The following is a 26,149-nucleotide window of genomic DNA, read 5'->3' as shown; positions in this document are numbered from 1 at the left end:
ATAGCTATTTAGTAATTTACCGCCGGACATTCAGGAGGATTTGTTCATGGCAGAGCGTGAAATTACTGTCGCAGTGGTGTCGCACAAGCTTTATCGGATGCCGAACGATCCGGTATATCTGCCCCTGCACGTTGGGGCGGCGCTGCACCCGGACATGCTGAGTGATTGGGCGCAGGATAACACCGGTGAGAATATCTCTTCACGGAATGGCAAATATTCCGAACTGACCGGATTGTACTGGCTGTGGAAAAACTGCGACTCGGATTACATTGGATTGGTACACTATCGCCGGCACTTTGCCTCTCCGAGCAGGAAAAGACGCACGTCGAAGGACCGTTTCGATAGGGTCGCTAGTGGCAGTGAGCTTGAGTCATTGCTGCATGATGTCGACATCATCGTGCCAAGGCATCGGAACTATGTGATTGAAACGATCTATTCCCATTATGCGCACACATTTCCTGTGGAGCATCTGAACGCAGCGAGAGCGATCATTGCAGAACGCTGCCCAGGATACCTTACAGCTTTTGACCGTGTCATGAAAGGCACGAAAGCTCATATGTTCAATATGTTTGTCATGCGGCGAGATTTGCTGAACGAATATTGTGCATGGCTGTTCCCGATTCTTTTCGAATTGGAGAACCGCATTGACGACTCCCCGTATGATGCGTTCAATTTGCGTTATTCTGGCCGGGTCTCTGAGATGCTGCTGGATGTGTGGCTCTATGGCCGCGAGCTGTCTGGACAAGCTGTGGCTTCCAAGGATTTCGATGAAGACGGTGCGGAGGCAAAAGTCGACGGCCATGTCCGCGTTGCCGAACTCCCCGTCGTCAGTCCGGAGCCAGTCGATTGGCCTGCCAAAATCATTGGATTCCTCAATGCCAAGTTCTGTGGCAAGAAATACAGCAAAAGCTTCTGAATGCCTGGCCGTCTTGCACGGCGATCAAGAAGAGTCGACTGATGCAGAATAGGAGCAAATCGAGGGTATAGGGGGCTTCTTGAAAGAAGAGTTGTTGTCAGATGCGCTAAGAAGAGGTGGATTGCATGAGAAAGTTGTCCGGAGAAGCTGTAAAACGTCGCGTGGAATGGATTGACATTGCGAAGGGACTCGGCATCGCATTGGTGAGTTTCGGCCATTTGCGCAATGGTGATGGCCAGAGCGTATGGTTGCCGGAACTCGATGGGACAATCGACGCCATCTATCTGTTCCATATGCCGATGTTCTTTTTCCTTGGCGGATTAACATTTAGCAAAAGAGGGGGGTTGCGGCAGTTCCTGCTGCGAAAGGCTCGGACACTGCTTATCCCGTACTATGTTTTCTCGCTGTACTTCTTGGCAAAACCTCTTGCCGTTGTGCTGGTTCCTCAATTGCGACAGACGTTCCAGAGTGGACACGACTATCAGATAGGGCACCAGCTTGTCGATGTGCTGGTCATGGGCAATGGCCTGTGGTTCCTGATGGCGTTTTTCGTCGGCGAGGTGCTGATGTACGGACTGAGTTCGTTGGCGGAACGCTGGGGCGGAAAAAAGATTCTGGCAGTGCTGGGACCTATGCTGATCGTGGCATACGCATTATACGCGTCTGCTTTGCAGGCTCCGGCGTTGCCGTTCCAGATTGACCGTGGCGTGCAGATTGCCGGTTTCATATGCCTGGGCGTAGCGCTGAAAACACGGTTGATGGCGATATCGCGTCGAAACGCTTCGATTTGGGGCATGGTCACGGTCGTTGTATTTATCCTCTTGGCTGTGACCGAAGGCATGTTTGAAAGTGCATTGCCTTTTGGCACGCACTGGATCATCGTGGTTTTTGCCTCTGTTGCTGGAGCCATTGGATTCTCTTTGGCATGTGCTGCGGTCGCGCATTGTCGGATTCTTGCCTACGTCGGACGAGACAGCCTAGTCTACTATGCGCTCAATGCGTTGACCTTAAACATCGTCAAGGTGGGGTTGTTTCGCATCATTGGGATTAATGCCAGTACATGGCCGTTTGCCGCTCAGCTTGTTATTGGTTTGGTCGCGACAATGCTTGCGCTTGTGATTCTGGCAATAGCCAATGCAATCATTCAGCGCTGGCTGCCATGGATGCTGGGCAAGCCTTGGTCTCAACGACGGTTGAAGTAGGAATGCGTATGCGATTTCCTGTGATTTTAATGAAATTGAAATTATCAGCAAAGTATAGATAATTCTCTGTGGTAGAAGGAGCTTTAATCGTGTTTCTATTAAGAATCTTATTGTGTAGCAGGAGTTTAAAAGCGAGTTGGAAAAAATCTTTACCTTGCGATAAACGTTGATATCCAATTAGTAAAGTGGTGACTCTAGAAAGATTGGATATTAATGCGAGTAAATAAAACAGTGAAAGTATCTTAATCTTAGTAATGCGGCTGAGGTCACAGAACTGATGATTTGAGTGTCTTATGTGATGAAAGGGAGACTGAAGGAAGATGATATGGCTGATAATGCTTATCGGATTATTGATTCTGGTATGTAGCTATCTATTGTTTAAAAATCCCTGTAGTCCCGCTTTTATTTTCACTAGTTTATGGATTTTGATAACGAGTCTTGCTTCACTAAGTTTGTTTGGATTTAATGGATATAGTGAAAAAAGTGTTTTTCAAATTTTTGTAGGCATGATTTCTTTTGCTGCTGGAGCATTGCTAATTGATCTAAAAAAAAGAAATGTTCTACTGGGCGTAAAAAATGTGAAGCATAAGAAATTATATCTTAATACAAGATTGCTAAATTTCGTGTTGGTATTAGTTTGCATAGGATCGCTTGCCTCGCTATATTATTCACTACACGCTTACAGCAGTGGGAGTTCTCTCAGTGATGTTAGGGGCTCCTTAATGGGGTATAATGATAATCAACTTATATCAAATTCGTTTTTGAGCGGATTTATTAACTATTTTGTTGGTCCGGCAAAAAAAGTTCTTATACCTATCGCTGTTTATTATTTCTTTAAAAGAAAGAATATGAAATTTGTGCTAATTACATTTGCTACAGTAGTATCAGATGCGATATCGAGTGGCGGGCGAATAATGATTCTATATACCGTCCTTATGTTTGTAGTAGCCTTCTTTTATTTTCGCGATTCTATTTCGGTTGGTAGTAAAAGAAAAATCTTGTTTATTGCGGTAGCCGGTCTCGTGGCTCTTATCTTTATGACTGCGATTCGCTCTTCTAGCAGCGTATTGCGCTCAATATATTCCTACTTTTCGATTTCTGTTCCACTTTTAGAAAAATATTCGACATCGTTTGAGAATGCTGATTTTTATGCGTTTGGTGGGGCAACTTTCTATCCTTTTTTGTACTGTATTAAATTTTTGACAAACATTTTTAATGTTAATTCTGAATATTTAGATAGCTTGTCGACTTATGTTGCTTATCCACAAGATACTTGGGTCAGAGGATTGTTTCCGACTGGAGACTTTAATGCTTTCTCTTCTTTGTTCTATTATTTTTATATGGATTTTAGAATATGGGGGATAATTATTTTCTCTTTTATCTACGGGTTTGTGTGCAATTATATTTATGTAAAGGCGTTTGTAGAAAGAAGTGATTTATCATTTTTACTTTATTTAATGATTGTTCAATCGCTTTTTGGTTCATTTATTATATGGCAGATTGGCAATACTAAATTTTTTGTCGCTTTACTTATTTTGATTGTTCTGCGACTAAAGGTTAAAAATTTTAATCGATTTATACGACTTGGAGCTAAACATTGAGTTTTAATACATCTTATGTTAATCTTATTGTCCCTATATACAATGTTGAAGGACTACTTGAGAAATGCGTGTATAGTCTTGTCTCGCAAACTCATCTTTCAACTCGCATAATTCTTATTGACGATGGGTCTACTGATAATTGTCCTTCGATCTGTGACTTGCTATCAAAAGAAGATAAACGTATCATTGCCTTGCATCGACCTAACGGTGGGCTATCTGCAGCGCGCAATATGGGGCTTGATTACCTTTTTACGATGCCTTCCGACGAACGTGGCAGTTATGTGGCTTTCGTGGACTCCGATGACTGGGTTGAACCAGATTATATTTCTTCGATGCTCACGACGCTTGAGGATACAGGTGCGGATGCGGTTCAATGCGGCCATTACATCTCATATTCATCTGCTCATGAGGAGGACAAAAACTCAAATCATAGTACGACAGTTATGAATCGTGCACAGGCCATTGAAAGCCTATGTCGCAACGGGCTTTGGGATGTAACCGCTTGGAATAAGCTATATCGGCTTGACTTGTTTGAGCACGTTCGTTATCCGGAAGGGCTTCTCTACGAAGATACAGCTACCACATATCGCATCACTCAGCTATGTCATAAGGTGGCAGTGAACATGACTCCTAAGTACCATTATGTGCAGCGATATTCCTCGATCGCCAATGGAACCGCTTGGAAAGACAGCAAACTTGATTTCATCCAAGTTGGCGATCAGATGGCCGAATGGGTAAAGACTCATTGTCCTCAACTTTCTGACGCTGCGATTGAAAAGCAAGCATTTGTCAGGCTTTCAACTCTTTCGCAGATGGTCAACACGGGCTATCGAGATAAAAGAAAAATCAGGGAGCTCCGTCATGAGATTCTCCAGTACGCGCCTACAGTGCTGCGGGACTCCAGAGCGTCAAAGCGGGACAAGCTAGGTATATTAGCTTTAATTCCAGGGTACTGGTGCTACCGAGCAATCTGGAGCCGGTATTACGCCGTCAAGCGCAATAAAGCAACTGTCGATAAGACAGCTCAATCCGACATGAGAGGAAAGAACCAACTATGACTACAGCAGCCGTTATCACCCTGCATCAGGTCTGCAATTATGGGACCCAGTTGCAGGCATATGCCACGCAGGAAAAATTGCGTGAATATTTTGACGACGTGGTATTCGTCGATTACCGGCGCCGAGATACCTATGGTCTCGGATTGCTGCAATCCTTCGCAAAAGGTAATCCGGTGCGCGCGCTTGCCATTCTTCCCACGTTGCTTTACTGGAAGAAAGTGTTTGGCGGATTTCGGAAACGACATCTGAAACTCACCAAGCGTGTGTACCTAAACGAAGTGGATTTCAAGGACTTCCAAGACTTCGCCGATGTCTATATTTCAGGCAGCGATCAGGTCTGGAACTCCGGATGGAATGGCGGTGTGATTCCTGCATTCTATTTGAGCTTTGCTCCGGACGGCAAACCCAAGTATGCCTACGCCTCCAGTTTTGGTAGAGCCAATCTGGACGAGCAGGAAATTGCCGCATCGAAGCCTTATATCAATCGTTTTGATGCCATCACTGTTCGTGAAGAAAGCGGACTGCATATCTTGCGAGACCAGTATGGCTATGCCGGGGATGCCGAACGGATCTTGGATCCCACGCTCGTCATGCCCGCTGAGTTTTGGCGTAAGGTGGCTACTCCTCGTCGTATCAAGGGCCGATATATCTTGGTCTACAATCTCAACCGCAATCCTGAGTTTGATCAATATGCCGAACGGCTCTCCGAACGTACCGGACTGCCCATATACCGGTTCTGCACCAGGCTTGATCAGGTGCTACGCAGCGGCAAACCGCTGGTCATGCCGGAGATTTTCGACTTTGTGTCGCTAGTGGATCATGCCGACTATGTGCTTACTGACTCGTTCCATGCAACGGCATTTTCCATGAACATGGGGACCGAACCCATTTGCGTCTATCCGGACAAGTATTCGGGACGTCTTTCGGAATTCCTGAGGCTGGTGGACGCGGAACAGCGGCATGCACATGGCTATGACGATTTCGATGTACTCAATCGCTCGACAGATTTCACCAAAGTCAATTGCATTCTTGATTCCGAGCGTAAGAAGGTCGATGACTATCTGACTCGAATGAAGACAGAAGTTGAAAATAAGCAACTTACGTAACCCAGTCATGATTGCATGAACGATTCATCGCGAAAAGTATTTTCATGGATGCAGCAGTTACATCAGATTCCAGCTAAGAACTATCACTGGTCTCAGTATTGCTTCCGGCCCATCGTACCCTCCTTACTTGGAGTTATACGTCAAACAACATCGCCCATTTCATAGAAAGTAGCGTGTCTGAGTGAGCTCAATAAAGCAGAATAAACATAACGGTTCTAGAATATTCAAGAATGCGTTCTTCCTGTATGGATTAACTTTCTCGAATTATTTTATTGGACTGCTTCTTTTCCCGTATCTTTCACGTGTACTGAGTGTCGAACGATTTGGCGTGATAGGTTTTTCAACATCATTTTGTTTGGTCTTTCAGATGATTGTGGAATATGGATTCCAGATTTCCACGACGGCCACTGTTTCCCTGTATCGTGAGGATAAAGCCAAAGTCTCGAGGATTATCTCCACGATGACCTACGCCAAGTTGTTACTCTCCGTGGTGGTGATGGCGGCCTTCGTGATATGCGCTCTTACTATGGGATCAGTTCGTGACCATTGGACAATTGTTTCTATGTTTTTTGTTGATTCGCTTGTCAAAGCGCTATTGCCAGATGCATATTTCCGTGGCATTGAACGTATGAAGGATATTACTATTCGTGCCGTTTTTGCTAAGTCCGGTATTCTGATTATAACCTTGCTTTTGGTGAGAGGCGATGATAGTCTCATCATTTATCCGATATCGATGATTGTGTGCGATTTCGTGGCTTTGATGTGGTCGTTCCAATTATTGCAACGCGACGGTATAACAGCGACTGCCAGCACATTCCGCGAAATCTGGACTGCTATCAGCGAGAGCTTCTGGTTCTTTGTCTCCAGAATATCTGTAAGCCTTAATGGGTCTCTTGGATCCATTTTCCTTGGACAGCGGTTTACTCCGGAGTCGATTGAAATGGGCCTTTACTCTGGCGCTACGAGACTTTCCACGGCTGGCGAACAGCTTATTCCTCCGGTTGGCGATGCGTTGTATCCCAATATGATGAAGCGGAAAAACTATAAGTTGTTCTATCGTATTGTGATAGTCGGCGGTTTCGTCTGGTTTATCGCTTGCGCGCTTGTGGCGTTTTTAGCAGCTCCATTGTGTGCGTTTGTCCTCGGTCCTCAATATTCGGATGCCGGAATATATCTACGCATACTGATGGTTGGGGTGTTTCTGGGTTTCTATAGCTTCATGTTCGGCTATCCGGCGCTTTCTCCAATTGGGAAAGCGACATGGGCGAATGTGGCGATTATGGTCAGTGCTGTCGTCAATTTCACTGCATGTGCAGTCCTCTGGCTCACCAATAACATCACTCCGCTGTCGGTCTGCATTGTGTTTGCCAGCACGAATGTAACCGTTCTTGCGGTTCGGCTTAGCGCGTTCCTGCATTTCCGGTACCTTGCCAAAGATGCCGGGTGAGCGGCTGATTTGGGATTTTGGCTATAGGAGAGATCTCGGATTGGTCTACGCCGCATTCTCTTATCCAAGAAGTGGCGTAGACCCTAAAGGTGCAACATATCTGTCTGATTGATCTGTGTCACCGATCTTAGCCTGCGATCATCTTTTCTGTTTACGCGTTCAACGGCCTTCGCCGCGTCCCTTTACGGGACCATGCGTGGAGTAATCGCCTGGATTCTCATCAGCATATGCCCCCCCCCTATTGTCTTGGTAGGGGGGTATATTTTTTTCGATTTTGTTGTGGATGTAATGATCGGGGCTATTATGGGCGTAAAAGCGTTGATGAAGAAGATTTTGCCTGCTCCCGTTATCGAGGTGCTGAAGAAAGGAAAGAGGGCGGTCGATTCCAGGTACCTTGCGTTAGCGGGTGCAAAGCGATTCCAGAAGTGGTCTGCATATGCCGATCGCGGGGATGTGCCTCGGATGGAACCGCTATTGACGTTCTTTACCCATCAGCTTGAGAAGGGATTCACTTACGACACCTATCAATATGGGCGGAGTCGTGGGGTCCTCAAATCAATGAGCGATTTGATGGCCCGTATCCGTCGCGTCGATCCGCATTACCAGACAAATGTGACTTATCGCGAGGCTGTGGCGGCATTGGGAGAGTATCGGCGACGGCATCTTGCCGCCAATAAGGACATCTCTTTTATGTCTCAGATGTTTTCTGCGGAGTTGAATAAGGAGATCGAAGCCTCTTCCCAGCATGATTATCCAAGTACCGAGCTGCTGCTGGCCGGGAAGGAAGACAATGCCAGAGTGGGCTTCGTCGAACTGGTGGAACGTCGTCATGCGGTTCGCACCTACGCGGATAAGCCGGTGGTCCGAGCGGATCTGGAGAAGGTCGTCGAGATTTCGTTGCGCACGCCCTCGGTATGCAATCGTCAATCTGTGCGCGTCCGCATCATCGATGATGCGCAGACTATCGGTGCTGCCCTGAAGATTCAGGGAGGCTTTGGCGGATACGCGATGCCACCGGCGCTGATGCTGATCACTTCCGACCTTCGCGCGTTCATGGGGCCGCAAGAACACAATGAACCTTTTGTAGATGGCGGTTTGTTCTCGATGTCGTTGCTCTATGCGTTGGAGGCTGAACGTTTGGCCGCCTGCCCGCTCAATGCTATGTTTGGTGCAAAGGCGGATGTGGCCATGCGCAAGTTGCTGCATATTCCCGATAACGAGGTTTTCGTCATGTTCATCGCTATCGGTCATTTCCGTGAGACCAGTCGAATTTGTCTCTCGCGCCGTTTGCCATTGGAACATGTGCTGTTGCAGTAGGCGCCTGGTTCAGGCCATCCGACTTTTCTAAGTAATGGCCTGCTTGCTGCGCGTTGTGCCAAGCAGGTCATCGCCGTCTCGGAAGGCACGTGGGAGGACACGACCAGTTGGGAGTCGTTCTTCCAGAACATGATCGAACGGGGCATCAAAGGGCGTGCGCCTGGTGGTGGGCGCGCGCTCGGTCGGCGGACCCCGGGCGAGGCATACAGGGCCAAAGGCAAGGCTCTGCCAGATTCCGAGCTCGCCGCCAGAACACAAGCCAAGCTTGACGAGGAACAGGCGGCCAAACCACAGCCCTCGCTATCCAAGACGTCGCGCAGGAAACCTGTCCTCAAGGACGCGAGGACCGAGCTGACATGTGCGGACGTTACCGTTGGCCCTAAGACGCACAAGATCGACAGGCACGGCTGCATTGCGCAGAACGGCATTGCCGGCATGCGGCGGATCCTCAACCTCGGCAGATGCGTCGCCGGGCGCATAGCCGAACTGCTCATCGACCACGGGCAAGCCATCGTCACCGACCTCGAGACCGGCGAGATCCTTACTGACCAGACACTCGGCACCACTTGCGAATATCAATACTGCGTACTAACGGACAGTGTCAATGATGCCCCACGACGATGTAAAGCATGCCCCAGGAGATGCGTCAACCATGCCCCAAGACATCACAAGTCCACATCTTGAACTATATACCCCCGAAAATATGTTTTAGAGGGTATGTAGTTCTTTTTCATTCTTGAATTGACATATTGGTTGCGCATGCTGACAGGAAGCCAGATGTCGCTCACCCCTAATGGTAGAGCGGGATGGGGTGTCTTCGCTTAGTTGCATGAGACAAAGAGGGGAGTTCAAGTGGCATCGAAAGACAGTGAAAGATGAACGTCCACAATGGTGAACGATGCTTCTAAACCGACCGTTCGACATTGGTATCCTTGGCTGGATTCCGTGAAGGGAATCGGCATTCTCTTTGTGGTGATGGGGTATACGTGCACCTAGGTGCCGCTGTTCCGGTGGATTTACTCCTTTTCATATGGCGTTATCCGGCACGTATACCGTAAAAGTCTATCGGCATGGAGAAAGTGATTTTCATCTTTATGAGGAGATGGACAGGCGGGAGCTTACCGAGATCTTCCAGGCCTCGGAGCAAGACGATGCTTGGAACGATGAGCGCAGCGATGATAAGGAACTTGTGAAGAGTCATGTGAGACTGAACTGGCTATGCACAGCGCTTCGTTTCAAGCAGTTCGCGCACAAACACGCGTGCCTGCGCTCGTCGGCATTTTTGATAGCCAAATTCCCGAAGGACATGAGGGCAACCCAGTTGTCTGATAGGGGTTGCTACGACAGCTCTGTCATTAGTGGAGATGGAATCTATTCATCGCTTCATGTGCGGCGTCAAAATTACAATGACGCAAAGTTAAAGACGTCTCCGACCACCACGTGTTGGCTCATACCCCGCTTTCGCTGTGTCGTTCCGGTGTTGGCCATGGTGCCCGTGCAGATTTTGTTGTGGTTCATGTACGGCATGCTTACCGGTGGGTTCCAATGGGATGATTCGTCACGCTCGGTACTCTGTGAAAGTAAGTGGGCTGACAAAACCGTCGATGCTCTCATCGCTATCCTTGTTGTGCAAATCGCTATCTCGGTTTTTATAGCGGTGCCGAACGAGAGTGGCCTGCTTACCCGCGTGATGCGAATACCTCGGTTCTGCGCGATCGCGATGATGCCGCTGAATCTGTGGATGTTGTATAACGTCGTGATCGGGCCGGGACAATTGGCTGGCCTGAAATCATGGGGACTCATCCCGGAGCAGTGGATCGACGACCTTGCTGTGAAGCTGGACCTACTGAACGGCGATACGAATCTTCTGGCTTTTGGTTCCCTGTGTTTCGGCTGTCTGCTCATCATGGTGATGCTGACATATGTGTGGACGCGCTCTGCAGGCAGGGACATGCTTCAAGATTTGCCATCTGACGCGAGGAAAGAACTCAAGCGGTGGCAGCGGCTCGTGTTCAAACGGTGGGATAGGGGCTGTTTGTTGTTCGTCCTCTTAGTGGTGATGCTGGTCCCTCCATGTCTTACCCTTACTAGGGTCTGCGGATTCTGGGCATGGCTTGGAATTGAATGGCCGCGGTTGGTTCTCATTGTGCCGATGCTGATCGCTGTCATGTGGTGCATGCATAGAAAGAACCACAAGAAGACGCTGGGGCAAGGGCCATTTCTGCTGGCGTGCGTCTCCCTGTTCTTCTATGGCGTTGTAAGTGAGTACTACAGCGTGTTCATGCCATTCGCCGCTTCGATGATGTTGGCTGCGGTATTGGGCGATTGGCTGGCAGGGCCACGTTACAAGACGAGTTAGCAAGGAGGGGGCGTCATGAACAAAGACGATGTCTGTGCCTCCAGCATGCCGAGAAACCGCGGCTCAACCCCCTCAATCCCTTATTGAACAATACGCTGGATTCTTCGCCACCGCTGGCGACCGAGAAAAAGTCCGAAGACATCAGTTTTCTGAGGTTTCTGCTGTCTTACTTTGCGAGCAGCTGCTCAAGACCTTGTTCGCCGGAGTCATATCGGTGAGTGCGAGCATATGTCAGGATTGCATGACGAAGGTCTTCAGGGTCAGCCCAGAACGCTCGAGCGTCCTCGTATCGCTTGATTCTGGACAAGTGAAGATCCTCCTTGCAGAATACGCTCGGTTTCTTGCCTGAACGGCTCCACTGATCGTAGGCATCCAGATGATGGATCACGAGGATTTCTATCTCCGGCCGCGTGAGCAATGTCTCCACGGTGGCCTTACCTTCATAGCCTCGTTTCAGGATGAACTTCTCGTTGCGCGAATCCAGAAGCCTAACGATGCGTAATGGCCTGCCACCGTAGTTGAAGTTCAGAAAACGTTCCGAAATCGCGGATCCACTCCTGCTCGTGGTGTAGGGTTTGCCCGTCTCCGGGTTCTCCACAATACGGCTCGCGGGAATCGCAACATCGCCAGATTCAATCAGCGTTTCCAGAATCGCTGCCTCGGCGCTGCCCTCGCACACGAACAGCACATGTCGTCCGTCATCACGCATGAACCACGCTCCGCACATAATCCCGGCACTCCCTCACTGCATCGCTCGACGGTGCCGTGCCTGTCACCAAGTCCGCGAAAAAGGCGACGCTTTTCCTCACGTCGCTTCGGTTCAGCGCATCCGCTAGATGGGCGAGTCTGAAGCTTTGCCCATCTGGTCGGACAGCGAACCAAATATTGTCCTTCCTGCTGAAATGATCCAATAGCTCGGGATAATGCGTTGTGAAGACCAAAACGGAACCCTTCGGATTGGTGGACGGGGAAGCAAATAGATCCATGAGGGTGAACACCAGCTGCTTGTTGATGCTATTCTCAATCTCGTCAACCAGCATATATCCGCCTTCGCGCAGCACATCGAGCGCACGAGTCAGCAGGTAACCGCCGCGGATGGTTCCCGCAGAGACCATATCCAGCAGCGTCATGGGATTGAGAACATATTGCTCTTCCCTCTCGCGGAACTTTAGTGTTGCCTTATCGTCATCCAACCGCATTTCTTCAATCGATGGGTCGAACAGTTGAAGCACTTCATGGGCAGGGTTGGCGGCAACACGTCGCTGCATCAACGGAGTGAGCTCAGCGGCAGTCGTCATCTTCACGTTCTTAAGCAACGCCGCCGCGATGGAACGATCCTGAGGCAGATAATCCATCGTCTCTTTAGATAACTCACCTGCGACGCCAGGCTCACCAAAGCCTCGAGTCGTCACTACCTTCCAATGTTCCTCCAGGGAGAAGTCGAAAGCTTTGGCGAGCATGGCCTTGCTCATTTTGCCGGAAAACACGCGCAACCGCTCTCGCTGGAACGACAATGGATGACGATGTCCTTCCGAACCGTGGGACAACGTGGACTCCAGACGGTATACCTTGGCTTTATGCGCGAAGATAACGTCTGTACGTACAGGCTCGCCCATCATGCCAACTAGGGGAGCCAAATCGTCTGAAATCTGGCTCATCGCCGCCCCTTGCAGCATCATAAGAATTGTATAAACGGCCCTCAGTATGGTTGTTTTGCCCGAAGCATTCAGGCCAGCAACTCCCACGGCGTTGAGGATGCGGATGGGGGAGCTTTCCCCTAGAACCCTACTGGTGAACACAGTGTTGCGCACGTTGTCCGTGGCATATAGATCCATCGATAGACGTCCGCCCTCAAACAACGGCAAGCCATCAATCCTAAAACGCAATACTCTCATGTCGGCTCCTCTTCACATTTTTTTCGTGTAAACATACTATCACAGTCCTCTCGGGAGCATACTGGCGACGTGTCTCACATTTTGAACGTGAAAAGCGTAGTGGTGGGATGTCCCTATGTCTTGGGGTGGTGCCGTTTTGTTGGACTTCTTTGTTCCTGCTGTTTGATTATGACGCGAGACCGAGCCCGCGCTGACCGCAGAGGGCGGCAGCGCAACGGGAGAGGCGGCGGACACGACAACGGCTACAGCACCGGCATCCAGAAGAACAACCAGACGACCCGGCCAGCGGCCTCGGCTTCTACATCCGCAAAGGGCATGTTCGCTAACCTGGGCAATGGAATCTAAAACACCACGTTTAGTTCCTATAGGCCTTAATCCGGTTCTTGGCTTGTGCAAGATGAAAATGGCCATCCTCTCGCGGAGGATGGCCCTGAATGCAGTTGCACTATAAGCATGAAGGAGTCAGAAGTCAATCTTGCTGGTGTGGAGCAACGGGAATACGAGAATCATATCCGTCAGGCGATCACGAGACCAGGAGGTGGCCCTCTATGAAAGCCACGACCGCTGAGGAATTCGGCAGAATCTGTCGATGACAGCGAGGAGGACGCTCGATATGAGCACCGTCCACCGTTCGAACCGCGAGAAACTGAAGGCCGAGAGCATGCAACTGCCCGAATGGCTCGTCAACATGCTCGACTGGGAGGTCAGTCGCTGCGGACCGTGTGGTTGAAATCGCTTACAAGGCTGTATCGATACCGGTATGTGCGGCGAATTGGATAAGCCGGTAGGGCTCTGATCAATCGGTCAATCCAAGTGTTGCGCCAAGGTGACGCAGTGCCGGCGTCCGATGGCGATGCCCCAGCGCAACCGTCCCTGCGCATACTCCGACAGGGGGCGTCGTAGCCCTTTGCCTCGATCTGGTCCAGAGCTTCCTGCGCTTTGCGCTCTAGGGCAGTCTGCAACGCCGCGTCGTCATCCGGGCATTCGTCTTTGGCTAAGAATTTGAATTCCAACGTGATTAGCGGTAGGTTTTTTGGGCGCGATAAATGAAAATCCGGTGGTATTAGGGGCACCGGGCTCCAGCCGAAGATCGTATCGTCCGTAGCCTGCCTCCCGGTTCGAGCGCGGAACGTCGTATCCGGGCACGTCGAAGCACAAGCCAGTGAGGAGCATGTGCAGGGAATTCTCCGAAACCATGTCGAAGGCCGACACCGAATCACGCAGTATCCTCGCGCGCTGCGTAGATTTTCCTTATATATCCGCCGTTCGGCGCGGAATGGGTCCATGATGGGCGCCGTCGTATTCGTCGATAAACTTCGGCTGACGGGCGGTTGCGGTAGGTTGCTGGATGTTGGGTTTGCGGATTATCCGGAAGGGGAGTGAGGGGCCGTGGCATGTGAGTCGCGTCGTTATCCCCGTTTCCGGCGTCTCGTGTCCCGCGCACTTGGGCCGCTGACCTTGGTGGTCCTGGTCGCGATGTCCATGCGCATGGTGTCCGATGGTTTCGATGGAATCCCCTATGTGCCGATCGTGGTGGCCGCGATGCCATGGCTCGCCGTCGTATCACTGGTGGTGGGGCTGACGGCACTGGTCATGCGTCGTCGCGCGCTCGCGGCCATCAGTGCCCTGTGCCTGCTGGTGCAATTGTTCTGGCATTGGGGCTTCCTCGTGCCCACCGACCGTCTGCCTGCGACGGCAAGCCCCGCAATGGTGAGCAGTGCGGCCGGACGCATCGACGACGGCATCGCGCGGATCATGACGCTTAACACGCACAATGGGCTCGCCGATCCGGAGGCCATCGTTGCCTTGGTGCGTGAGGAACATGTCGAAGTGCTTGCACTCCAGGAACTTAAGGGCGGCATCGTCCGGGAGCTTGACGACGCGGGTTTGGGCAAGGTCCTGCCGCACAGTGTCGTGGGGCATGTCTCCGGGGATGACAATGGCGGCGTCAATGGTCTGTGGAGCCGCGCGCCTATGTCGGAGAAAACGACGGGTCTTATCTCGATTGAGGCGTCGTCCGTCCCCGCCGGTTCCATCGATCTTGGCGGACGCGACGTGTGGTTCGGCGCCGTCCACCCGTATTCGCCGCGTCCATCGAATCGGGAACTATGGGGTCGTGGCCTTGACGAGATATCGCGGCTCGGTCATGATGGTCGCACCTACGTGCTCATGGGCGACTTCAACTCCTCGTGGGATCATCCGAGTTTCCGCGCTCTGCTCGGCGACCGCTTCGTCGACGCCGGACAGCGCGCGGGAGAAGGCTTCCATATGACATATCCGGCCGATCGTACTTTCCTTGGACTGTCATTGCCTCCGTTGGTGGAGATCGACCACATCGTGCACGACCGTGACGTCATCGTCGGTGATCTGGAGACGCGACGTGTCCTGGGTTCTGATCATATGGCGCTTCTTGCCACTGTTGCCGTGCGTTAGCAACGACGCGTTGACAGGGGAGACGACGGGAGAGAACGCGGCAGCTGAGCAGACCCCCACAAGTGCGTTTGGTGGAGTTCTACGGGGCAATGTTTGTCTATGCCCCCGAATGGCGTCAATATGAGTGCTATTGCGGCTGAAAATCATCCCCCTTGTGTAGCATAACGGGGGGCCCTTTCGAGGGGTGGGTGTGCATGTCGCACAAGTCATTCGAGAACGGAGAGATCTTGGCATCGCAGGTCATGAACGCCGATCAGACGGATCCGAACGAGAACACAACGGCGGGGGCACCGGGCGAAGGCGTGACAAGCGTCGCGTCTGCCCCGGGCACCGGCAACGCGGGCGGTGCCAATGGCCAGACCGAAGCCGCCGTCATGGACGAGGGCATGACCATCGCCGACCTGCTGCGCATCGTGGGCAAGCATATCGTCGCCGCAGTCGTGACCTTCTTGGTGGTTGTCGCGGGCGTCGTTGCCTACACGTTCATGACGCCCAAGCAATACACCGCCGAGGCGCAGCTCTTCGCGGCCTATGCCACCTCGGCCGACCCCTCCGGGACCAGCAGCGAAATCAGCCAGATGCAGACCGGTGGCACCTATATCGCTTCGCAGATCAAGAGCTATCCCACGTTGGCGAAGACGGAGACCGTGCTGAGCCCTGCGCTCAAAGCTCTAGGAAACGACGACCTGACCATGGACCAGTTGGCGGGCATGATCACCATCACCAATCCGGATGACACATATGTGATCGAGCTGTCCGCGGTGAGCCGTGACCCGCAGCAGGCGGCTGACACGGCCAATGCTGTGGCCGATTCGCTGTCCAAGGTCGTGTCCGGTTCCCTCTATGGCACCCACCAGTCGCCGGTCCGCCTCTCTGTGATTCAGAAAGCGGATGTTCCCGCCGGCGCCAGTTCGCCCAAGGTGAAGCTGAACCTCGCCGTCGGCATCGTGGCGGGCCTCGTGCTCGGCGTCGTCGCTGCGCTGCTCCGCGACATCCTGTCGCGTCGTATCCGCGACACCGATGACCTGCAGTCCGTTGCCGGCGACGCCAACGTGATGGGGCTGATCCCGCAGGATGACAAGCTCTCCGAGACGAAGCCCATCGTCATCACTTCGCCCGACAGCACCATTGCCGAGGAATTCCGTCGCATTCGCACGAACCTCTCGTTTACCACCTCCACGACGGAAGGCAATAGCCGACTGTTCGTGATCACCTCCGCCGGGCCGTCCGAAGGCAAGACGACGCTGGCTGTGAACATCGCGGCCGCCCTCGCCGAGAACGACGCGCGCGTGCTGCTCATCGACGCCGACCTGCGCCATCCCTCCGTGGCCGATCGCATGGGCGTGCAGGGCAGCGTCGGCTTGGCGCACGTGCTTTCCCGCCAGGCGAGCGTGAAGGACGCCGTGCAGCGGTATTGGAAGCCCAATTTCCATGTGCTGCCTGCCGGCCCTCGTTTGCAGAACGCGTCGGTGCTGCTCAACTCCGACATCATGAAGGCGCTCATCAACCAAGCGTTGCGGCAATACGACTATGTGATTATCGACACGTCGCCGATGAGCATCGCCAACGACGCCGCCGTGTTCGGCAAGATCTCCGGCGGCGTGATGATGGTGGTGAGCAAGGACATCGCTTTCAAGCGTTCCCTGAGCGAGATTCTGCGTCAGTTCGCCACACTGAACGTGCCGGTGCTGGGCTTCGTGTTCAACCGTGCCGATGTGCGCAAGCGTCGTGGCGGCGATTATTACTACTATTACTATGCCGAGGACGATGCTTCCAACCCGCGCCATTCCGATACACAGCGCGGGCAGAAGAACAGGAAAGCGAGATAGCGCTTCTCAGCGGATGGCGAACACCCACCACACGCAGGTCGCGGCCATGGCGGCATACAGCAGCGCCACGGCGATGTATCCGCTGCGGCGTACAAGCCGCTGGTGCAAGCGTTGACGTTTGAACTGCCTGACCTCCTGAGGGGTCATATGACGGCGGTGAAGCGTATGGAAATCTTCTTCCATGCTTGGCATCGTGCGAGTCCTTTCCCAAGGTTTTTCGGGAATGTGAAGCCGAGTATACACCGGGCCGTGTGGCCAAGACCTGAAAACGCACGAGCGAGACGCGCGGATGAAGGAGATTGGTATGTCTGAGATTCCACAGACGCAGACCCCGCACATACAGGACGATTCCCCGCGGAGCCCGCAACGTCGCCGCCGTCATCATCACCGCCACCATTCGGCATGGATGTCTTCGCCAGTGGCGCGTGGAGCGTCGTTGTGCCTTCAGGTGCTCGGCTGGGCCGTGATCGTGGCGGTTCCGATCATCGTGATGTGGATGTGCGTCTCCTCGGTAGTTGCCAAGAACAGCGTCGAACAGGCCGTCCATACGGCGTCTTCGCTCCAGACGACGCTGAAGGATGGCGACACCAAGGCCGCGGCCTCTTCGGTCGATGAACTGGCCGGCCATATCGAGGACGCCTATGGGCAGACGAAGCAGCCGGTCTGGTGGATGGCCGCCCAACTGCCCTATGTCGGCCAGGATGTGACGACGGTCCGTCAGACGGTTTCGGTGATGCATGACGTCGCCGAAGGCGCGCTTCCACAGCTGATCCGGGTGCTGCGAACCGTTGATCTCAAGGCGATATCGGTCCAAGGCGGCACGGTGCGCATTCCGGGCCTCGCCGACGCCGCGGACGATCTCGAGGCCGCGTCCGCCGTCGTCACCCGTGCTGATGCCGATATGCAGCGAGTGCCAGGCATGCGTTTCCAACGGCTCAATGACATGCTGGACCAAGGCAAGAAAAGCTTCGATTCCTTGGCCTCTGCGCTCGATTCCGTGGCGAAGGTGTCACGTGTGCTGCCCGCGATGCTTGACCTTGATGGCGCCGGCGGAGGAGAACGCACCTATGTGGTCATGGCACAGAACAATGCCGAATTACGCGCCACAGGCGGCATCCCGGGGTCGCTGGGGCTGCTGCACGTCAGCAACGGCGCGTTGAGCCTGGACCCGTTCGTTTCGGACGCCGACTTTGACGTGCTGTCCGATGGGGCCATCGCCCTGACTGGCGATGAGCGGAATCTCTATGGCGACAAAATCGGCCGTTGGATCCAGAACACCACGCTCACCCCCGATTTCTCCCGGACCGGTCAGATCGTCAAGACCATGTGGGAACGGCAGTTCGGAGGGCACGTCGATGGCGTGTTGTCCATCGACCCGGTGCTGCTGCAACACATGCTTTCCGTTACCGGCGCGGTCACCGTCACCGACGGCAGCTATACGATGACGCTCGACGGCTCGAACGCCGCCACCAAGCTCATGAACCAGGTCTATCGTGACCTGCCGGTGGAGAGGCAGGATCCGTTCTTCGCATTGGCGGCGAAAACCGCCTTCCAACACATGTTGGATTCCAGCCGGAATGATCCCATGGCGCTGGTGCGCGCCTTCGTGGAATCGGCCCAGGGCGGCCATTTCCATATATGGAGCGACCATGAGGATGAGCAGAAGGTGCTTGGCGCCTCTCAGGTCGGTGGCGCGTTGCCTCGCAGCGAGACCGATCCCGTGGCAGGGTTGTTCTTCAATGATTCGTCCGGCTCGAAGATGGGGACCTACCTCAAGCGCGACGTGTTACTGAGCTTCGAGAAACGACTTGCCAACGGCAGCCGCCAATATGTGATGGATGTGACGCTTACCAACACGCTGTCCGCCGACAGCGTCGCCTCGACGCCGGAGTATGTGCTGGGCATGAATAGCGACGGCACCGCGTCCGGTGACATCGGCGAGATCATGTATGTCTATGCGCCGGCAGGCGGCAGCATCCTTGACTGGCAGTTCCCCGACGGCTCGGGATTCGACATGACGGCGAGCCATGATGGGCTGACTTTGGGAATCAAGCAAATCAAGCTCAAGCCGGGGGAGAGCATTCGGTTCACGGTGCGGTTCCAGAGCTCGCCCAAGGCTGCCGATGTGCCGATGCAACTGCGTCAGACGCCCCCTGCCGTGCAGTGATTGTTCGCGAATCGTCCGACGCTTTACGAAAGGTTGTCGGGCGATTCCCGGATGTAGCCGGTCTTGACGGACCGGCTGGCGTCAATGGATGATCGCGGAGGCGATGATGCCGGTGCCGCGATCGATTTCCCCATACACGTCGCGGAAGACCTGTTCGCTCTGACGATGTGGATCCGTCGTCTCCTTCGCCTTGGGCAGGAAAGGACGGACCAAGGAAGCGTTGTCGAGGATGCTGTCCAGTCGTTCCTGTGGGTCGTTCCCCGCGATGCCTTGCGAGGTCGGCAACGTCGCGCAGATATTGACGAAATCGTCGAACAGGAAGGTCCTGCGATTGGCCAGCGGATTCTGTCCGAGTATCGCGTCGATATGCGCCCGTTCAAAGCACAGGATGAGATCGGCTCTCCTGCTGAGCGCGGCATCCATCACGGTGGAACGGTGCGCGGAGACATCGATGCCGTTGTCCTGCAGAAGCCGAACCGCCATCGGGTCGGCGGGGTGAGACGGATATCGTAGTGTGCCGGCGCTCGACACGGTGATGCCGCTGACCCCCAATCCGGCCAACGTAGCGCGCATGAGATATTCCCCCATGACGGAGCGGCACTGGTTGCCGGTGCAGACAAACAGAATATGCATGATTTCCCCTTCATATGACGAATGGGAGACAGAACCGACGGGTTCCGTCTCCCATATGGATGTTGTGTGCGGCTAAACGCCCGTCGTCTCAGCGGCGGGCGGCCGACTTGCGCACGGCGAACAGGGCCAGGCCTGCGGCGACCAGCAGCACGACAGCCACGCCGTAGGGGGCCACTGCCATGCCGGTGTCCGCGGTGGTGCCTGCGGTGCCATTGGTAATCGTGCCGTCGTTGCCGGCGGAGGTGCCGGCGCTCGGCACGGTGATGTCAGCCGTGAGCTGCTCGCCGTTGGCGCGCGTCACAATGGCGGTTACCGTCTTGCCGGCCTGACCCTCCTTGAAGATGTAGCGCAGGGTCAGGGAGCCGTCGGCCTTGGCGTTGACGGTCTTCGTCTTCTGTGCGATGGCCACGACGTCCGCCACGATGTCGTCGTCATAGGTCACGGTGACGGCTTCGTTCGGCTCGAAGGTGCCCGCGGGCCACGACACGGTGGCGGTCGTGCCGGAGACGGTGACGGTGGGCGGGTAATCGTCCGCCAAGGCGGTGTTGGTGGCAAAGCCCATGCCGAACAAGGCGGCGATGGCGGCCAGGATGGCGATGATCTTCTTCTTCATATGATTCATATCCTTCTGTATGGGGGTGATGTTGTCGTACCCCCGTCGGTCCATAACTATACCAACGTCAGGCCTGTTTTTGCGGCGAATCGGGGGAGCGGGATTCTTGTGATTGCCGCGACGTGACAATGATGTCGCATGATGTGACGGGGGTGTCTCGTGCGAAAGATTGAGCCGTCCCCCTTCAGGTGGGGGCTAAACCCTTATGTCGCAAGGAATTGCGTTTGCCGGAGCTGCGCGTGGCGTCGTTCTGGACACTTGGTCTCACAATGTGAGACGACGGCGGGTGCCGGCGGATAGGACCAAACGTGACGATGCCGTTTGCCTGCTATTGCCGTTCTCGTTGCTCGCCGTATTCGTCATCGAAGCTGAACAGCTCCTCCACCGTGGCGTGGAGGGCGTGTGCGAGGTCCATGGCAAGACGCAGCGATGGGCAATACAGGCCTTGTTCGAGTCGGCCGATGGTTTCGCGGCGGACGTTCACCATGTCGGCGAGATCGGATTGCTTGAGCCCCTGCTCAAGGCGACGGATCCTCAGACTAGTCTTCATCGACGTCCACCTCGATGCTCCCCCTGCGCTCGAGGAACATATAGCGGGCATCCGAAACAGCCAGCGTGCCTATGGCCAGCGTGGGCAGCAGCATAGGGGAGACCCCGTGACGCACATGAGTGAACAGCGGCATCAACGTCAGGGCGGATCCGATGAGGATCATCGCGGCAATAAGCGTCATCAAGGCGAAGGTCATCGCCTCTCCCTGATGCTTGTCGGAAAGCTCGTCGTGGCGCGGGTTGCTGCGGTCCAGCACAATCAGCATCCACACTTCGCCGGCGACCCAGACCAAGGCCACCGCCATGGTGACCAGCGTGCCGGCCAAGTCGTTGCGTAGCACCAGTGTCAGTGCGCACGACAGCGTGCCGACGATCTCCACAATCATGCGAAAGGCGATGTAGCGGTTGAGTGACATTCCTGATTCCGCCTTCCCCGCGTGGCGTTCTTGGCCGATAAGACAATATAGCACGGGTGGCCCCGTTAACGGGGGTATGGGGGTGTGGATAACTCAGCCTCCGACCACAATGGTCGTTTGGACTGGACAACGACCCCTGCGCCCGCTCAAGGTGGATTCCAAACGTGTCCGCAAGGGGCGGACCAAGCACGGGACAAAGGAGCCAAGATAATGGACAGCGACCGCAGACGACGCATGCAGGCGATACGTGAGCAGGAGCAGAAACACAAGGACAAGCAAGGTCAGACGATGGCAAGTCTGCTCGGCGCATGCACGATGCTCGCCATGACCGTGGCGGTTGCGGTGGGAGGTTTTCTCGGGAGCACAGAGGAAAGCCAAGCCGAGGCCGCGACGGACGCCTCCTGCATGGAAGCCGTCCCCGGCAGGCCCTTGGCCGTTGCGGCGTCGTTTCCCGTTGCGGACAGTGATGACGAACGTGACGATGAAACAGCGACACAATCAGGATGCGAGGCGTCGATGGCATGGCCTGTTGCCAAGCCGGAGATACTCAGCGCCTTCACCGCGCCCGCGCATGACTACGGTCCGGGGCATCGCGGCATCGATTTGGAAGCAAGCGTGGGCGACGTGCTCACCGCTCCCGCCGACGGTGTGATCTCCTTCGCGGGCAGGGTGGCCGGCAAACGAGTCGTCAGCATCAGGCACGGCGATTTCATCCTCACTCTGGAGCCAGCGGCGACCACCTTGGTTCGTGGCGCACCGGTGCGCAGGGGAGAGCCGTTCGCCACGGTGTCGAGGGGATCCGACCATTGCGACGACGGCTGTGTACATTGGGGCGTCCGGCGGGCGCACAACGATTACCTCGATCCCGCCTTGCAAGTCCAACGGCGCAGGATAGTCCTCAAACCCCTGTGATGGTGGCCCGGACATGTACAATCCGAAGTTGGCAGCTTTCGCAGTCTCGTCGGAGGAACGTCATGCAGAAGGAATACACGCGCGAGTTGAAGGAACCGATCGATGACGATAGGAACCTGTTCTCGATCCTCGATCAGAGGGCCGAGCGCACGCCCAATGACTCGCTGGTGGAATACAAGGCCCCGAACGGGGAATGGACCTCGTTCAGCGCCGTCGAGTTCCGTGACAAGGTCATCGCACTGGCCAAGGGGCTGATCGCCCGCGGCATCCGGCCGGGCGACGCTGTGTCGGTGATCTCCCGGACACGCTGGGAGTGGACGGCGCTCGACATGGCCATCATGTCCATCGGCGCGCTCACCGTGCCGGTCTACGAGACGAATTCCGCGGCGCAGATCAAGATGATCTTCAACGACAGCCGCGTGAGGATGGTCTTCGCCGAGAACGACGCGCAGCGCGACAAGGTCGAGTCGGTGCGCGACCAGTGCCCGACGTTGGGCGACGTCCTGGTCATCGACCTCGGTGCCATCGACACGATCGAGGAATACGGCCGCTCCGTGAGCGACGAGGAGTTCCGCGGCCGCGAGTGCGCCGTGCGCGGGTCGGATCTGGCGACGATCGTCTACACCTCGGGCTCCACCGGCACGCCGAAGGGCATCGAGCTGAGCCATGCCAACTTCGTGTTTATCACCTATTCGGGCGTCAGGTCGATGCCGGACATCGCGATGAGGCCGAACGCCAGGTTGCTGCTGTTCCTGCCGCTGGCGCATGTCTTCGCGCGCTACATGCAGTTCTTCTGCTTCGCGGGCAATGTCACGCTCGGTCTGTCGAGCAATCTGAAGACGATCCTCGCCGACTTCGGCGCGTTCAAGCCGACCTTCATCCTCGCGGTGCCGCGTATCTTCGAGAAGATCTACAACGCAGCCTCCCAGAAGGCTGGGTCGGGGCTCAAGGGTCGCATCTTCGCCGACGCGACCACCGTGGCGCGCGAGTGGTCCCGCGTTCAGCAGGCCGGCGACAAGATGCCGTTCGGACTCGGTCTCAAGCACCGGCTCTATGGCAAGCTCGTCTATTCGTCGATCATGCAGGTCTTCGGCGGGCATGTCGAATACGCGGTCTCCGGCGGCGCCCCGCTCGACGCGTCCATCGCGCATTTCTTCAACGGCGTCGGCCTGCCGCTGCTCGAGGGATACGGCATGACCGAGACCTGCGCGCCGTCCTGCGTCAATCCGACCAGCGGATATCGCATCGGCACGATTGGACTGCCGATGCAGGGCGTGTCGATGGGCATCGACGAGGACGGCGAACTGTGCGTCAAAAGCCCCGCCGTCTGCGTCGGCTACCACAACCATCCTGAGATTGATACGCAGCAGATCGTCGACGGATGGCTGCACACCGGCGACCTGGGGTCGATCGACGACGACGGCTTCGTGTCGATCACGGGGCGCAAAAAGGACCTCATCATCACCGCCGGAGGCAAGAACGTGAGCCCGTCGGAGCTCGAGGCCTCGGTGATGACCTCGCCGGTCGTCAACCAGTGCGTGCTCGTGGGCGATCGCAGGCCCTTCGTCGCCGCCATCGTGGCCCTCGACCTGGCCGAGACGAACACCTGGCTCAAGGCGCAGGGAGCGTCGCCCGTGTCCGACCTGACCGCCGCCGCGAACAACCCGATCGTGCGCGCCGAAGTGGAGCGCGCGGTCAACCAGGCCAACGAGCTGGTGTCGCGCGCCGAGTCCATCCGTAAGTTCGAGATCGTGTCCGACGACTTCACCGAGGCCAACGGCATGGTCACCGCCAGCCTCAAGGCGCGGCGTCAGGCCATCACCGAGCATTACGCCGATCTCATCGACGGCGTGATCTACGCCGGCAAGCGCTGATCTTCGGATCCTGGATTCGTCATCGACGAACGGGCGTGGCCTCCAAGCCAAGGAGACCACGCCCGTTTGCTATGTGCGGCGGATGCGGAGCCGTCGGTCACAGCCCCGCGTCGGCCGGCGTGATGTAGCCGGGGTCGATGAGCGCGGATTTGAGGTTGGAGGCGCTGACGGACAGCAGGTCCTGCGTGACCGTGGGCACGTTCTTGCGGCCCGCAACGGTCGATGCGCCCACATAGGACAGTTCGTCGAGCGACTGGCCACGATTGAGGCGCACGCTCACCTGGGCGATGTCGGTGGCCAGCGCGTCGCGGTCCTCCAAGCCGGTCATCCACTGTTTGCCGTTGACCACCGAGGGGATGTCGGCAAGATAGGCGCCGTAGCCGGTGACGATGGGCCAGCGCGTCGCGTCGTCGTCCGCGTCGTTCCCACCGGAGACCTCGGTTTCATCGGTCTGCGGCGACTTGGCTGGATCGGGTACCGCGGAGCGTCTGAGGTCCTTGCGGCCGGTGATGTTGTTGACGATGCCGGAGATGGTGATCGAGGGATTGATGTCGGCGGCGGATCCGGTGTATCCCATGTCGGCCAAGGCCTTGGCGACGCCGGAGGCGACGAAGTCGTTCATCGCGATGACGCCATCGATGCGGGTCGTGGATTTGACGCCCTTGGTGTATCCGAGGCGGGATTCGAACACGGCCTGGACCTGCTGCGTCTTGCGCGCGTCGAAGGCGACCGAGCGCCAGTCCCCGGCGGTGGTGTCGGCGCTCAAAGCGCCGGAGGGGCTGACGGCGCGATGATCCTTGAAATAGGGCTCGAGCACCGACCAGGCGCCGGCGAACGCTTCCTGCGCGAAACTGGTGTCCGCGGACTCGCTGTCATAGGGAAGCATGATCTCGATGGACTTCGGATTGTCCCTGCTGGCCTTCGCCAATTGCAGTTTGCCGACCAACTTCATGGCCTGCGTGGCTCCGATGGTCTCGGCCGTGGACATGCGCACGAAGACGTCGGGAACGACGCCCTCGACGTCGTTGGCGAGCATCACCACATGCATGCCGGATTCCTTGGCGAGCGTCAGCGCGGAGGAAAGGCGTTCCACTGCCTCGCGTCGCTCGGCGTCATCCGTGTCCGTTGCGGCGTCGGCTGAGTCTTTGGCCGCCTCGTCGCTCGCGGCGTCGGCGTCGGTTCCGTCCGCGTCGTTCGTCTTGGCGCCATCCGCGGAAGCGTCGTCCGACTCGTCCTCCGCTGCATCGCGCGCGTCGTCGACGCCGATATGACGGCTGACATAGTCGCCGTATTGTCTTGTCGCCGCGTCGGTCTGCGCCGCCGGCGCGATGACAATCGTCGTTCCGGAGGCTTTGGACGCCGTTCCATCATCGGCTTCCCGTTTGGCGTCGGATCCCTGTGCGTCATCCGACCCGGAGGCATGCTCGACGACATAGTCCTGCACGTCGCGGCTTTGTTCGTCCAGGCCGTCGGATGTGGACACATCGATGTTCTTCGCATCGACGCCGGCCTGTTTCAAGGCATCGGTGACGGCGGGCGTCAGCTTGGCCCATTTGTTCAGCGGCGTGTGCTGGGAGAGCGTCAGTCCGTCCGAGGGAACGAACAGCGCGACCGTCCCGGCGTCGGCGGTCGGCGTGGGGGATGCCCGCTCCGCGTCGTCCTGTCCCGCGCAGGCGGATAGCGACAGCGTCAGTCCGGTCGCCGTGGCCAAGGCAATGAGCCGGACTATGGTCGGGATGCCGCGTCGGGCCATGGATGTCTCCTTCCTCGGGTCCGTTCGCCGGACCGTGCGATGCCGATGCTGGGTTCGTACCCCGTCGAT

General features: G+C 55.7%; 23 protein-coding genes. 15 read left to right on the top strand and 8 right to left on the bottom strand.

What is annotated here, in order from left to right; all coding sequences use genetic code 11:
- Nucleotides 1-46 precede the first annotated feature (46 nt).
- The 9 genes from AC1AUD_RS01235 (at nt 47) to AC1AUD_RS01195 (ending at nt 11,006) form a co-directional block, all read left to right on the top strand.
- A complete protein-coding gene (locus tag AC1AUD_RS01235) occupies nt 47-916 on the top strand; it encodes a DUF4422 domain-containing protein (protein ID WP_476571336.1) in 870 nt (289 codons plus the stop codon).
- Nucleotides 917-1,041: 125 nt separating this feature from the next.
- The gene (locus tag AC1AUD_RS01230) at nt 1,042-2,118 is read left to right on the top strand and encodes an acyltransferase family protein (RefSeq protein ID WP_476571334.1); all 1,077 of its coding nucleotides are present in this window, start codon (nt 1,042-1,044) and stop codon (nt 2,116-2,118) included.
- A 320-nt stretch (nt 2,119-2,438) separates the two neighbouring features.
- A complete protein-coding gene (locus AC1AUD_RS01225; RefSeq protein WP_476571332.1) occupies nt 2,439-3,719 on the top strand; it encodes an O-antigen polymerase in 1,281 nt (426 codons plus the stop codon).
- The gene (locus AC1AUD_RS01220) at nt 3,716-4,777 is read left to right on the top strand and encodes a glycosyltransferase family 2 protein (RefSeq protein ID WP_476571330.1); all 1,062 of its coding nucleotides are present in this window, start codon (nt 3,716-3,718) and stop codon (nt 4,775-4,777) included. The genes AC1AUD_RS01225 and AC1AUD_RS01220 overlap by 4 nt, the downstream gene beginning before the upstream one ends.
- Nucleotides 4,774-5,883, top strand: coding sequence for a polysaccharide pyruvyl transferase family protein (locus AC1AUD_RS01215; RefSeq protein ID WP_476571328.1), 1,110 nt, complete (start codon nt 4,774-4,776; stop codon nt 5,881-5,883). The genes AC1AUD_RS01220 and AC1AUD_RS01215 overlap by 4 nt, the downstream gene beginning before the upstream one ends.
- Before the next feature lie 181 nt (nt 5,884-6,064).
- Nucleotides 6,065-7,330 (top strand): oligosaccharide flippase family protein, encoded by a 1,266-nt coding sequence (locus tag AC1AUD_RS01210; protein WP_476571326.1) that lies wholly within the window; start codon nt 6,065-6,067, stop codon nt 7,328-7,330.
- A 321-nt stretch (nt 7,331-7,651) separates the two neighbouring features.
- Nucleotides 7,652-8,647: a nitroreductase family protein gene (locus tag AC1AUD_RS01205; protein WP_476571324.1), complete on the top strand. Its 996-nt coding sequence runs from the start codon at nt 7,652-7,654 to the stop codon at nt 8,645-8,647.
- A 129-nt stretch (nt 8,648-8,776) separates the two neighbouring features.
- Nucleotides 8,777-9,331 carry a hypothetical protein gene (locus AC1AUD_RS01200; protein WP_476571322.1) on the top strand — a complete coding sequence of 185 codons (555 nt, stop codon included), beginning with the start codon at nt 8,777-8,779 and terminating at the stop codon, nt 9,329-9,331.
- 346 nt (nt 9,332-9,677) lie between these two features.
- The gene (locus AC1AUD_RS01195) at nt 9,678-11,006 is read left to right on the top strand and encodes a hypothetical protein (RefSeq protein ID WP_476571320.1); all 1,329 of its coding nucleotides are present in this window, start codon (nt 9,678-9,680) and stop codon (nt 11,004-11,006) included.
- Between the two features lie 166 nt (nt 11,007-11,172).
- Here the strand turns inward: AC1AUD_RS01195 and AC1AUD_RS01190 are convergent, their stop codons facing one another.
- Both AC1AUD_RS01190 and AC1AUD_RS01185 read right to left on the bottom strand, forming a co-directional pair.
- On the bottom strand, nt 11,173-11,715 hold the full coding sequence (locus AC1AUD_RS01190) for a hypothetical protein (protein WP_476571318.1): 543 nt from the start codon (nt 11,713-11,715) through the stop codon (nt 11,173-11,175).
- Nucleotides 11,708-12,901, bottom strand: a complete 1,194-nt coding sequence (locus AC1AUD_RS01185; RefSeq protein WP_476571316.1) for an AAA family ATPase — start codon at nt 12,899-12,901, stop codon at nt 11,708-11,710. Before AC1AUD_RS01185 ends, AC1AUD_RS01190 begins: the two co-directional genes overlap by 8 nt.
- A gap of 589 nt (nt 12,902-13,490) precedes the next feature.
- Here AC1AUD_RS01185 and AC1AUD_RS01180 point away from each other — a divergent pair.
- From AC1AUD_RS01180 to AC1AUD_RS01170, 3 genes are all read left to right on the top strand, one after another.
- Nucleotides 13,491-13,631 carry a hypothetical protein gene (locus AC1AUD_RS01180; protein ID WP_476571314.1) on the top strand — a complete coding sequence of 47 codons (141 nt, stop codon included), beginning with the start codon at nt 13,491-13,493 and terminating at the stop codon, nt 13,629-13,631.
- 701 nt (nt 13,632-14,332) lie between these two features.
- On the top strand, nt 14,333-15,334 hold the full coding sequence (locus AC1AUD_RS01175; RefSeq protein WP_476571312.1) for an endonuclease/exonuclease/phosphatase family protein: 1,002 nt from the start codon (nt 14,333-14,335) through the stop codon (nt 15,332-15,334).
- A gap of 386 nt (nt 15,335-15,720) precedes the next feature.
- Nucleotides 15,721-17,163 (top strand): tyrosine-protein kinase domain-containing protein, encoded by a 1,443-nt coding sequence (locus AC1AUD_RS01170; RefSeq protein ID WP_476571755.1) that lies wholly within the window; start codon nt 15,721-15,723, stop codon nt 17,161-17,163.
- A gap of 6 nt (nt 17,164-17,169) precedes the next feature.
- Here the strand turns inward: AC1AUD_RS01170 and AC1AUD_RS01165 are convergent, their stop codons facing one another.
- On the bottom strand, nt 17,170-17,346 hold the full coding sequence (locus AC1AUD_RS01165; protein ID WP_476571310.1) for a hypothetical protein: 177 nt from the start codon (nt 17,344-17,346) through the stop codon (nt 17,170-17,172).
- A 121-nt stretch (nt 17,347-17,467) separates the two neighbouring features.
- Between AC1AUD_RS01165 and AC1AUD_RS01160 the strand changes: the two genes are divergently transcribed.
- Nucleotides 17,468-19,330 (top strand): DUF4012 domain-containing protein, encoded by a 1,863-nt coding sequence (locus AC1AUD_RS01160; RefSeq protein ID WP_476571308.1) that lies wholly within the window; start codon nt 17,468-17,470, stop codon nt 19,328-19,330.
- A gap of 81 nt (nt 19,331-19,411) precedes the next feature.
- On the opposite strand, the gene AC1AUD_RS01155 is transcribed toward AC1AUD_RS01160, so the two are convergent.
- The 4 genes from AC1AUD_RS01155 to AC1AUD_RS01140 all read right to left on the bottom strand — a co-directional run bounded on the left by AC1AUD_RS01155 (nt 19,412) and on the right by AC1AUD_RS01140 (nt 21,541).
- The gene (locus AC1AUD_RS01155; protein ID WP_476571306.1) at nt 19,412-19,963 is read right to left on the bottom strand and encodes an arsenate reductase/protein-tyrosine-phosphatase family protein; all 552 of its coding nucleotides are present in this window, start codon (nt 19,961-19,963) and stop codon (nt 19,412-19,414) included.
- An 88-nt stretch (nt 19,964-20,051) separates the two neighbouring features.
- Nucleotides 20,052-20,585, bottom strand: a complete 534-nt coding sequence (locus AC1AUD_RS01150; protein ID WP_476571304.1) for a hypothetical protein — start codon at nt 20,583-20,585, stop codon at nt 20,052-20,054.
- Between the two features lie 319 nt (nt 20,586-20,904).
- Nucleotides 20,905-21,126, bottom strand: coding sequence for a helix-turn-helix transcriptional regulator (locus tag AC1AUD_RS01145; protein ID WP_476571302.1), 222 nt, complete (start codon nt 21,124-21,126; stop codon nt 20,905-20,907).
- The gene (locus AC1AUD_RS01140) at nt 21,116-21,541 is read right to left on the bottom strand and encodes a hypothetical protein (RefSeq protein ID WP_476571300.1); all 426 of its coding nucleotides are present in this window, start codon (nt 21,539-21,541) and stop codon (nt 21,116-21,118) included. The genes AC1AUD_RS01145 and AC1AUD_RS01140 overlap by 11 nt, the downstream gene beginning before the upstream one ends.
- 210 nt (nt 21,542-21,751) lie before the next feature.
- On the opposite strand from AC1AUD_RS01140, the gene AC1AUD_RS01135 reads away from it, so the two are divergent.
- Together AC1AUD_RS01135 and AC1AUD_RS01130 are read left to right on the top strand one after the other, a co-directional pair.
- Complete coding sequence (locus AC1AUD_RS01135) at nt 21,752-22,453, top strand: M23 family metallopeptidase (protein ID WP_476571298.1); 702 nt, start codon at nt 21,752-21,754, stop codon at nt 22,451-22,453.
- A 62-nt stretch (nt 22,454-22,515) separates the two neighbouring features.
- Nucleotides 22,516-24,327, top strand: a complete 1,812-nt coding sequence (locus AC1AUD_RS01130; RefSeq protein ID WP_476571296.1) for an AMP-dependent synthetase/ligase — start codon at nt 22,516-22,518, stop codon at nt 24,325-24,327.
- A gap of 97 nt (nt 24,328-24,424) precedes the next feature.
- Here AC1AUD_RS01130 and AC1AUD_RS01125 read toward each other — a convergent pair whose 3' ends face one another.
- Nucleotides 24,425-26,080, bottom strand: coding sequence for a substrate-binding domain-containing protein (locus AC1AUD_RS01125; RefSeq protein WP_476571294.1), 1,656 nt, complete (start codon nt 26,078-26,080; stop codon nt 24,425-24,427).
- Between the last annotated feature and the right edge of the window lie 69 nt (nt 26,081-26,149).

The sequence above is a fragment of the Bifidobacterium sp. LH_730 genome, from assembly GCF_056355835.1.
Note: the sequence above shows the minus strand (reverse complement) of the source record. Positions and strands in the feature narration are given on the sequence as shown.